The organism is Pseudoroseomonas cervicalis ATCC 49957 (assembly GCF_000164635.1).
Taxonomy (GTDB): Bacteria; Pseudomonadota; Alphaproteobacteria; order Acetobacterales; family Acetobacteraceae; genus Pseudoroseomonas; species Pseudoroseomonas cervicalis.
Map to the genome: position 1 here is coordinate 874,724 of NZ_GG770777.1, position 8,515 is coordinate 883,238.

Genomic DNA, 8,515 nt, shown 5'->3' on the forward strand with positions numbered 1-8,515 from the left:
CGCGGGCGCGGCGGCCGGCCTTGGCGATGCTGCTCTATGTCCTGCTGGGCCGCTGGCTGGCGGGATCGGGCATCGCCGCCGGGCTGGCGGGCGAGGCCGGGGCGGCGCTCGGCCCGCTGGCGCCCTATGCCCTGCCGGTGCTCGGGCTGGTGTCGGGCATGGTGACCGGCAGCAATGTCGGCTCGAATGCCGCGCTGATGCCGGTGCAGGCGGCGCTGGGCCAGGCCGCCGGCCTGCCGGCGGCGGTGGCAGGCGGGCTGCACAATTTCGCCGGCGCGGCTGCCGCCGGCATGAGCTTCGCCGTCACCGCCATGATCGCCGGGCTGGCGGGCACCAGCCCTGCCCGCATCTGGCGCCTGCTCTGGCCGTCGCTGCTGGCGATCCCGCTGGTCGGCTGGCTGTGGCTGAGTTTCGCGCTGCCTGCCTGAGGGGCGCCCCGCCAACGGACAAAGTCTTTTTGCTTCTTTTTCTTCAGAAAAAGAAGATTCCTCTTTTCCTGGCTTGATCCCTGCCCTGGCCAGCCCCGCCCCCGCGTCCTAGACCTTGGCCCAGCAGATCCGCGGAGGAACCCATGCAGAATCACGGCCATTGGATCGGCGGGCGCAGTGTCGCCGCCGAGCGGCACATCCCGGTCCTGAACCCGTCGGACGGGCATCCTTTCGCGCAGATCGCGCGCGGTGGCGCGGCCGAGATCGACGCGGCCGTGCGCGCCGCGCAGGCCGCGCTGGAGGGCCCCTGGGGCCGTCTGTCGGCCACTGAGCGCGGCCGGCTGCTGATGAAGCTGGCCACGCTGATCCTGCGCGATGCCGAGGCGCTGGCGCAGGCGGAGAGCCGCGATGTCGGCAAGCCGATCCGCCAGGCGCGCGCGGATGCCACCGCCTGCGCCCGCTATTTCGAGTTCTATGGCGCCAGCGCCGACAAGATGCATGGCGACACCATCCCCTATGCCGATGGCATGACGGTGCTGACGGTGTGGGAGCCGCATGGCGTCACCGGCCATATCGTGCCCTGGAACTACCCGATGCAGATCGTCGGCCGTTCGGTCGGCGCGGCGCTCGCCATGGGCAATGCCTGCGTGCTGAAGCCGGCGGAGGATGCCTCGCTGTCCTCGCTGATGCTGGCCGAGCTGGCGGCGGAGGCCGGCTTCCCCGAGGGGGTGTGGAACGTCGTCACCGGCCTCGGCGAGGAGGCCGGTGCGGCGCTGACGTCGCATCCCGGCATTTCCCACGTCTCCTTCACCGGCAGCCCGGAGGTCGGCACGCTGGTGCAGATGGCGGCGGCGAAGAACACCATCCCGGTGACGCTGGAGCTGGGCGGCAAGAGCCCGCAGCTGGTGTTCCAGGATGCCGATCTCGATACCGCGGCGGCGACGGTGATGAACGGCATCATCCAGAATGCCGGCCAGACCTGCTCGGCCGGCAGCCGGGTGCTGGTGCAGGCGCCCATCTTCGACCGCTTCGTCGAGGATCTCGCCGCCCGCTTCGGCAAGCTGGAGGCCGGCCCGGCGGAGCTGGACCTCGATCTCGGCCCGCTGGTGAATGCGGACCAGCAGAAGCGCGTCAACGGCTTCCTGGATTTCGCGAAGCAGGACGGGCTGCGCTTCGCCGGCCAGGGGCGCATCGCCTCCAACGCGCCGGAGGGCGGCTACTACGTCCAGCCGACCCTGCTGGCCGATGTTTCCCCCAGCCATCGGCTGGCGCAGGAGGAAGTGTTCGGCCCGGTGCTGACCGCCATCCGCTTCACCGACGAGGCCGAGGCGCTGGCGATCGCCAACGGCACCCAGTTCGGCCTGGTGGCCGGCGTCTGGACCGCCGATATCGGCCGCGCCATGCGGCTGTCGCGCGGCATCAAGGTGGGCCAGGTCTTCGTCAACAACTATGGCGCCGGCGGCGGGGTGGAGCTGCCCTTCGGCGGCGTGAAGCGCTCCGGCCATGGCCGCGAGAAGGGCTTCGCGGCGCTGGCCGGCTTCGCCTCGCTGAAGACCATCGCCATCAAGCACGGCTGATGGCGCGCACCGCCCTGATCTACGCCGCCGCCGCGCTGGCGGAGATCGGGGGGTGCTTCGCCGTCTGGATGGTGCTGCGGCTGGGGCGTTCCGCCTGGTGGCTGCTGCCGGGGATGGGCAGCCTGGCGCTGTTCGCCCTGCTGCTGACGCTGGTCGAGAGCAGTGCCGCCGGCCGCGCCTTCGCCGCCTATGGCGGGGTGTATATCGCCGCCTCCCTCGGCTGGCTCTGGCTGGTCGAGGGGGTGCGGCCGGATCGCTGGGACATGGCGGGCGTCGCCCTGTGCCTGGCCGGCGCCGCCGTGATCCTGCTCGGGCCGCGCGGCGTGGCCTGAGAGGCTACTCCGCCAGCCCCTTGCCGCGCTCCCGCGCATGGCGCGGCAGGGCATCGCCCGGCTGCATCCAGGGAAGGCGGCTGCCGAACCAGGTGTGGTCCTGCGGCGGCACCGCCTCCGGCGCATCCAGGCTGGCCGTGGCGATGTCGATCTCCGCCCCGTCGCGCTGGCCCCAGCTCAGGCTGCAGCCACAGGCGTCACAGAAGCCGCGCTGCACGCCGGGGCTCGATTCATAATACCGCATCGCGCCGCGCAGCAGGTGAAAGCCCTTTGTCGCCACGGTGAACCACGCGACCACCGGCGCGCCGCTGCTGCGCCGGCAATCGGTGCAGTGGCAGAGGGTGGGATGAGAGGGCCGCCCCTCGGCCCGGTAGCGGATCGCTCCACAGTGGCAGCCACCGGTCAGCATGTGTCCCTCCCTGTCGCGGCCTCTGGTGGGCCCTCCCTGGAACTCGCGGCCCGGCCCGCCGTTTTCACCGGGAGAAACACAGCCCAGGGAGACCCCGCCATGGCCGACGAGAAGAACCCCAGCGCCGACAGCACCGGCACCGAGAAGCCGTTCGAGGAAACCGGCACCCCGCCCGACCAGAAGCCGGTCGACGAAAAGGCCCAGAGCGACGCCGCCAAGGAGCGCGCCAAAACCGGCGGCTACCAGTAATTTCTTTCGGCTGCCGGTCAGGGCCGCGACGGGAGTCGCGGCCCTTTTGCGTGGCGTCTGGGCCCAGGGGTGCTGGGGTGGGGGTTTAGCGCGGCGGGGGCAGGCCGGCGGCCAGGCGCAGCGCGGCCAACAGGGCCAGCGACAGCGACCCGCCCAGCAGCGCCAGCACCCCGTGCCAGCCCCAGGCCGACCAGGCCAGCCCGCCCGCCCCGCCCAGGATGGCGGCGCCCATGTAGTAGCAGAACAGGTAGAGCGACGAGGCCTGTGCCTTGGTCGTCCCGGCCCGCCGCCCGACCCAGGAGCTGGTCAGCGCATGCGAGCCGAAGAAGCCGAAGGTCACCGCCACCAGCCCGGCCACCACCAGCGCCAGGTGCTCCGACAGCGTCAGCGCCACGCCCAGCAGCATCACCAGCACGGTGACCCACAGCACGCGCGGCCGGCCGAAGCGGTCCGCCAGCCCACCCACGAAGGTGGAGCTGCCGATGCCCACCAGATAGACGCTGAACACCGCCGCCACCAGGCTGTGCGGCAGCGAGAACGGCGCCGCCAGCAGCCGGTAGCCGATATAGTTGTAGAGGGTGACGAAGCTGCCCATCAGCAGGAAGCCCAGCAGATAGAGCCAGCGCATGCCGCCATCGCGCAGATGCGTGGCGAAATTGGCCGCCAGCTGGCCCCAGAGCAGCGGCCGCGGCCGGAACTGCCGCGAGGGCGGCAGGCAGCGCCAGAACACCAGCGCCGAGACCAGGCCGAGCGCGCCGATGCCCCCCATGGCGACACGCCAGCCATAATGGTCGAGCAGCAGCCCGGCCACCACCCGCCCGACCAGCCCGCCGAAGGCCGAGCCGCTGATATAAAGCCCCATGGCATAGCCGCTGGAGCGGGGATGCACCTCCTCCGCGATATAGGCCATGGCGATGGCCGGCAGGCCGCACAGCGTCAGCCCCAGCAGCGCGCGCAGCGCCAGGAAGCCCTCCCAGCCCGGCGCGAAGCCGGCCAGCAGCGTCAGCAGCGCCGAGCCGAGGACCGAGGCCACCATCAGCGGCTTGCGCCCCAGCGCCTCCGACGCCGCGCTGGCCAGCAGCATGGCGAAGGCCATCACGGCGGTGGGCAGCGACAGCGCCAGGCTGCTGGTGGCCGGCGAGACCTGGAAGGCGGCCGAGAAGCCCGGCAGCAGCGGCTGCACGCAATAGAGCAGCGCGAAGGTCGAGAAGCCGGCGCAGAGGAAGGCCAGGTTGGTGCGGCGGAACTCGGTGGTGCCGCGCTCGATGAAGGGGCGTGCCGGCTGCAGGGTGGTGGCGGACATGGGGCTCGGTCCTCGGGGCAAGGACCTGTTCTATATGCAGCGCAGCATCGCCCGGTCATTGGCGGCTTGACGCGAAATCATTCGGCGCTACCGAATGCAGCAATTGCAACCGGCCAAAGGTGGATGATGGAGCTGCGGCATCTGCGCGCCTTCCTGGCGGTGGCCGAGACCCTGCATTTCGCCCGCGCCGCCGAGCGGCTCGGCCTCTCCGCCCCCTCGCTGACCGAGCAGGTGCAGGCGCTGGAGCGGCACTTAGGCGCCCGGCTGTTCCGCCGCGGCCAGCGCCGCGTGGCGCTGACCGATGCCGGCCAGCTCTTCCTGCCCGAGGCCCTGGCCGCCCTGCGCCAGGTGGAGCGCGCGGCGCAGATCGGCCGCCAGGCCGGGCGCGGCGAGCGCGGCATCATCGGCATCGGCTTCGCGGCCTCGGCCGCCTTCGCCGGCGTGCTGGCCGCCAGCATCGGCGACTGGCGCCGCGCCCATCCCGAGGTCAGCCTGCGCCTGCAGGAGATGGAGACGGTGCCGCAGGTCGAGGCGGTGGCGGAGGGCGCGCTCGATGTCGGCTTCATCCGCCCGCCCTTCGCGGCCCCCCCCGGCGTCACGGCGCTGCGCCTGCTGCGCGAGCGGCTGCTGATCGCCCTGCCCGCGCTGCACCCGCTGGCGGCCGGGGCCGAGGTGGCGCCCGCCGCCCTGGCCGGCGAGGATTTCATCACCCCCGACCCGGAAAAGGCCGGTTTCCACCATTTCACCCGCCAGCTCGGCCAGCAGGGCGGCTTCGTGCCGCGCATCGCCCATGGCGGGCGCGACCTGGTGGCGGTGGCCAGCCTGGTGGGGCTCGGCCTCGGCGTGGCGGTGGTGCCGGAATCGCTGCGCGACTGCGTGCGCCTGCCCGGCATGGTGTATCGCCCGCTCGCCGGCGAGCCGCTGCTGGCGGAGATCGCCGCCGCCTACCGGCGCAATGAAGCTGCGCCGGCGGCGCGGGATTTCATCCGACAATTGCGCCATGTCGCCGCCACCATGCATGGCGTTGCGCCGCAACCGATTGAAACCCGAACGACCCTCGCCTAGAAGTGAGCCCTGGAACCGGCGCCGCAAGCCGCGCCGCGGGAGGGAACGACCATGACCATGCTGCGCCGCACCGCGCTCGCCGCCGGCCTCGCCGGCCTCACCGCCCTGCTGGGCGCCGCGCCCGCCGCGGCGCAGACCGAGATCACCGTCCAGCACCCGCTGCCCACGGCGAACAGCCACTACGGCGCCGGCGCGATGGCGTTCAAGGAGACGCTGGAGCGGCTGTCGAACAACCGCTACCGCGTCACCATCCAGCGCAACGACAATGAGCGCGAGATGATCGAGAGCGTGCAGATCGGCACGCTCGACTTCACCATCACCTCGACCGGCCCGGTGGGCAATTTCGTGCCCGAGGTGCGCACGGTGGATGTGCCGTTCCTGTTCCGCGACTATGCCCATGCGCGCGGCGCGCTGGATTCGCCGATCGGCCAGGAGATCCTGGCGAAGTTCCAGGCGCGCGGCCTGGTCGGCGTGATCTGGATGGAGAACGGCTTCCGCCACCTGACCAACTCCCGGCGCGAGGTGAACACGCCCGCCGACATCCGCGGGCTGAAGGTGCGCACCATGGAGAACCAGGTGCATATGCGCGCCTTCTCCACCCTCGGCGCGCTGCCGACGCCGATGGCCTTCTCCGAGCTGATCCCGGCGCTGCAGCAGGGCACGGTGGACGGGCAGGAGAACCCGATCCCGGTGATCGTCGCCAACAACATCAACCAGGTGCAGCGCTACCTGACGCTGACCGGCCATGTCTATTCGCCGGCGCTGCTGATCGGCTCGCCGGCGCTGTGGGGCCGGCTCAGCGCCGCCGACCGCGCCATCTTCCTGCAGGCGGCCCAGGCCGGGCGCGACGCCAACCGCGCCAAGGTCACCGCCGACGAGCAGAGCGGCGTGGACGAGCTGCGCCGCCGCGGCATGACGGTGACCACCAGCGTCGACACCGCCCAGTTCCAGACCGCGCTCGCCGCCGCCTTCACCCAGTACGAGCGGGAGCTGGACGGCAACCTGCTGCGCCGCCTGCGCGACTGGAAGTGACCGGTGGGGAGGGCCGCCCGGCCCTCCCGCCATCCCTGGGCGGCGCCATGGCCGCGCCGCCCGGCCCGGCCCTGGCCGGGCTTCGTGCCTCCCCCGGCGCCCGCTGTGCCGCGGCCGCCCCTCTCCGCCCACGCCACGGGCCACCCGCCCCGCCATCCAGGAAACCCCGCGTGACCCGTCCTCCGCGCCTTGCCGGGCTTCCCCGCCCATGAACACGCTGCCGCTGCAGGTCATCGGCGCGGCCAGCCTGCTCGCCACCCTGCTCGCGCTGTGGATCGGCGCCCGGGCGGAGGGGCCGCGCCGCGTCATCCTCGCCCTGGACCGCGTGGCGACCGAGCTGGCCGCCATCCTCGCCGTGCTGGCGCTGGCCGTCGCCGCCTGCGCCGGGCTGTGGCAGGTGATCGCCCGCTTCGCCACCGAGACGCCCTCGATCTGGAGCGAGGCGCTGGTGCGCACCGCGCTGATCTGGATGGCCATGCTGGGGCTCGCCGTCGCGCTGCGCGCGGGCTCGCTGGTGTCGATCGACGCGGCGCACCGCTACAGCGGCGGCGGGCTGCGGCGCGGGCTGCAGGCGGCCTCGCTGGCCGCCAACCTGTCGCTGATGGGCGTGCTGTTCTGGTTCGGCTGGAGCATGGCGCAGCGGGTGCGGTTCCAGGAGATGGCCGGGCTCGAGGTGTCGATGAGCTGGGGCTACGCCGCCATCCCGGTCGGCGCGCTGTTCGCCATGATCGGCGCGCTGGCGCATTTCCTCGACCAGCGCGAGGCCGGGCTGGAGACCGCGCTGTGACCGGATTGATGCTGACCATCATGCTGGTGGGCTTCGCCGCCGGCATCCCCGTGGCGGTGGCCATCGGCCTCGCCTCCATCGCCGGGATCGAGGGCTTCACCCGCTTCCCGCTGATCGTCGCGGCGCAGCAGATCTTCGTCGCGCTCGACAAATTCCCGCTCGCCGCCATTCCCTTCTTCATCCTGGCGGGCAATCTGATGGATGTCGGCGGCATCAGCCGCCGCCTGGTGGAATTCGCCAAATCCATGGTGGGCGGGGTGCAGGGCGGGCTGCCGGCGACCTGCATCGTCACCTGCATGATCTTCGCCGCCATCAGCGGCTCCTCGGTCGCCACCACCTTCGCCATCGGCACCATCATGATCCCGGCGCTGGTGAAGCACGGCTATCCGGTGGGCTTCGCCGCGGCGCTGCAGGCGACGGCCGCCGAGCTCGGCGTGGTCATCCCGCCCTCGATCCCGATGATCCTCTATGGGGTGACCACCCAGGTCTCGATCCCCGAGCTGTTCATCGCCGGCTTCGTGCCCGGCGCGCTGATCGCCGGCGCGCTGATCGCCACCGTGCTGGTCTGGTGCCGCATCAAGGGCTGGGGCAAGCGCGATGGCGAGGGGCGGCTGCCCTTCCTCGCCGCGCTGCGCCAGGCGGGCTTCGCCCTGCTGATGCCGGTGATCGTGCTGGGCGGCATCTATGGCGGCGTCACCACGCCGACCGAGGCCAGCGTCATCGCCGTGTTCTACGCCATCCTCGTCGGCATGTTCCTGCACCGCGAGCTGTCCTGGCGCGACCTCTACCCGGTGTTCCGCAAATCGGTGATCTCGTCGGCGGTGATCATGTTCATCATCGCCTGCGCCGCGCTGTTCTCCTACCTGCTGAACCGGCAGGGCGTGCCGGACCGGGCGGCGGAGTGGCTGGTGCAGAGCTTCGAGGGCCCGGCGCTGTTCCTGCTCGGCACCAACATCGTGCTGTTCATCATCGGCATGTTCGTCGAGACCAGCGCCAGCATCATCGTCCTCGCCCCGATCCTGGCCGATGCGGCGCAGCGCGTCGGCATCGACGGGGTGCATTTCGGCACCATCATGGTGGTGAACCTGGCGCTCGGCATGATCACGCCGCCCTTCGGCGTGAACCTCTTCGCCGCCGCCCAGGTGGCCGGCTGCGGCATCGAGACGATGATGCGCTACCTCTTCGTCTTCATCGCCGTGGTGCTGGGCTGCCTGATGCTGATCACCTATGTGCCGGAGCTGACGCTGGCGCTGCCGAACCTGGTGTTCCGCTGATGCGCCCGCCCGCCGCGCCGGCCCGCCTGCTGCGGCCGCGCGCGGCGCGCGCCTTCCTC

10 protein-coding genes are annotated in these 8,515 nt (G+C 71.7%); 8 read left to right on the plus strand and 2 right to left on the minus strand.

The window, feature by feature from the left end; genetic code table 11:
* From HMPREF0731_RS03765 to HMPREF0731_RS03775, 3 genes are all read left to right on the plus strand, one after another.
* On the plus strand, positions 1-428 hold a 428-nt coding region (locus HMPREF0731_RS03765; RefSeq protein ID WP_007002694.1), incomplete at its 5' end, for a hypothetical protein.
* A 143-nt stretch (positions 429-571) separates the two neighbouring features.
* Entirely contained in the window at positions 572-2,005 is a 1,434-nt protein-coding gene (locus tag HMPREF0731_RS03770) for an aldehyde dehydrogenase family protein (RefSeq protein WP_007002695.1), read from the plus strand.
* A complete protein-coding gene (locus HMPREF0731_RS03775) occupies positions 2,005-2,337 on the plus strand; it encodes a YnfA family protein (RefSeq protein WP_007002696.1) in 333 nt (110 codons plus the stop codon). The genes HMPREF0731_RS03770 and HMPREF0731_RS03775 overlap by 1 nt, the downstream gene beginning before the upstream one ends.
* Positions 2,338-2,341: 4 nt before the next feature.
* Here HMPREF0731_RS03775 and HMPREF0731_RS03780 read toward each other — a convergent pair whose 3' ends face one another.
* Positions 2,342-2,746 (minus strand): GFA family protein, encoded by a 405-nt coding sequence (locus tag HMPREF0731_RS03780; RefSeq protein WP_007002697.1) that lies wholly within the window; start codon positions 2,744-2,746, stop codon positions 2,342-2,344.
* 99 nt (positions 2,747-2,845) lie between these two features.
* Between HMPREF0731_RS03780 and HMPREF0731_RS24035 the strand changes: the two genes are divergently transcribed.
* Positions 2,846-2,995 (plus strand): hypothetical protein, encoded by a 150-nt coding sequence (locus HMPREF0731_RS24035; protein WP_007002698.1) that lies wholly within the window; start codon positions 2,846-2,848, stop codon positions 2,993-2,995.
* 85 nt (positions 2,996-3,080) lie between these two features.
* Here HMPREF0731_RS24035 and HMPREF0731_RS03785 read toward each other — a convergent pair whose 3' ends face one another.
* Positions 3,081-4,298 carry an MFS transporter gene (locus HMPREF0731_RS03785; protein WP_007002699.1) on the minus strand — a complete coding sequence of 406 codons (1,218 nt, stop codon included), beginning with the start codon at positions 4,296-4,298 and terminating at the stop codon, positions 3,081-3,083.
* Between the two features lie 123 nt (positions 4,299-4,421).
* Here HMPREF0731_RS03785 and HMPREF0731_RS03790 point away from each other — a divergent pair, with 123 nt between their 5' ends.
* The 4 genes from HMPREF0731_RS03790 to HMPREF0731_RS03805 all read left to right on the plus strand — a co-directional run bounded on the left by HMPREF0731_RS03790 (position 4,422) and on the right by HMPREF0731_RS03805 (position 8,456).
* Complete coding sequence (locus tag HMPREF0731_RS03790; RefSeq protein ID WP_007002700.1) at positions 4,422-5,363, plus strand: LysR substrate-binding domain-containing protein; 942 nt, start codon at positions 4,422-4,424, stop codon at positions 5,361-5,363.
* A gap of 51 nt (positions 5,364-5,414) precedes the next feature.
* On the plus strand, positions 5,415-6,395 hold the full coding sequence (locus HMPREF0731_RS03795) for a TRAP transporter substrate-binding protein (RefSeq protein WP_007002701.1): 981 nt from the start codon (positions 5,415-5,417) through the stop codon (positions 6,393-6,395).
* 208 nt (positions 6,396-6,603) lie between these two features.
* A complete protein-coding gene (locus HMPREF0731_RS03800) occupies positions 6,604-7,182 on the plus strand; it encodes a TRAP transporter small permease (protein WP_007002702.1) in 579 nt (192 codons plus the stop codon).
* On the plus strand, positions 7,179-8,456 hold the full coding sequence (locus tag HMPREF0731_RS03805) for a TRAP transporter large permease (protein WP_007002703.1): 1,278 nt from the start codon (positions 7,179-7,181) through the stop codon (positions 8,454-8,456). Before HMPREF0731_RS03800 ends, HMPREF0731_RS03805 begins: the two co-directional genes overlap by 4 nt.
* Positions 8,457-8,515: the final 59 nt, after the last annotated feature.

What these genes read in the sequence shown, in the direction of transcription:
- HMPREF0731_RS03770 (WP_007002695.1), top strand. Translation starts at nt 572, where the DNA reads ATGCAGAATCACGGCCATTGGATCGGCGGGCGCAGTGTCGCCGCCGAG.
- HMPREF0731_RS03775 (WP_007002696.1), top strand. Translation starts at nt 2,005, where the DNA reads ATGGCGCGCACCGCCCTGATCTACGCCGCCGCCGCGCTGGCGGAGATC.
- HMPREF0731_RS03780 (WP_007002697.1), bottom strand. Translation starts at nt 2,746, where the DNA reads ATGCTGACCGGTGGCTGCCACTGTGGAGCGATCCGCTACCGGGCCGAG.
- HMPREF0731_RS24035 (WP_007002698.1), top strand. Translation starts at nt 2,846, where the DNA reads ATGGCCGACGAGAAGAACCCCAGCGCCGACAGCACCGGCACCGAGAAG.
- HMPREF0731_RS03785 (WP_007002699.1), bottom strand. Translation starts at nt 4,298, where the DNA reads ATGTCCGCCACCACCCTGCAGCCGGCACGCCCCTTCATCGAGCGCGGC.
- HMPREF0731_RS03790 (WP_007002700.1), top strand. Translation starts at nt 4,422, where the DNA reads ATGATGGAGCTGCGGCATCTGCGCGCCTTCCTGGCGGTGGCCGAGACC.
- HMPREF0731_RS03795 (WP_007002701.1), top strand. Translation starts at nt 5,415, where the DNA reads ATGACCATGCTGCGCCGCACCGCGCTCGCCGCCGGCCTCGCCGGCCTC.
- HMPREF0731_RS03800 (WP_007002702.1), top strand. Translation starts at nt 6,604, where the DNA reads ATGAACACGCTGCCGCTGCAGGTCATCGGCGCGGCCAGCCTGCTCGCC.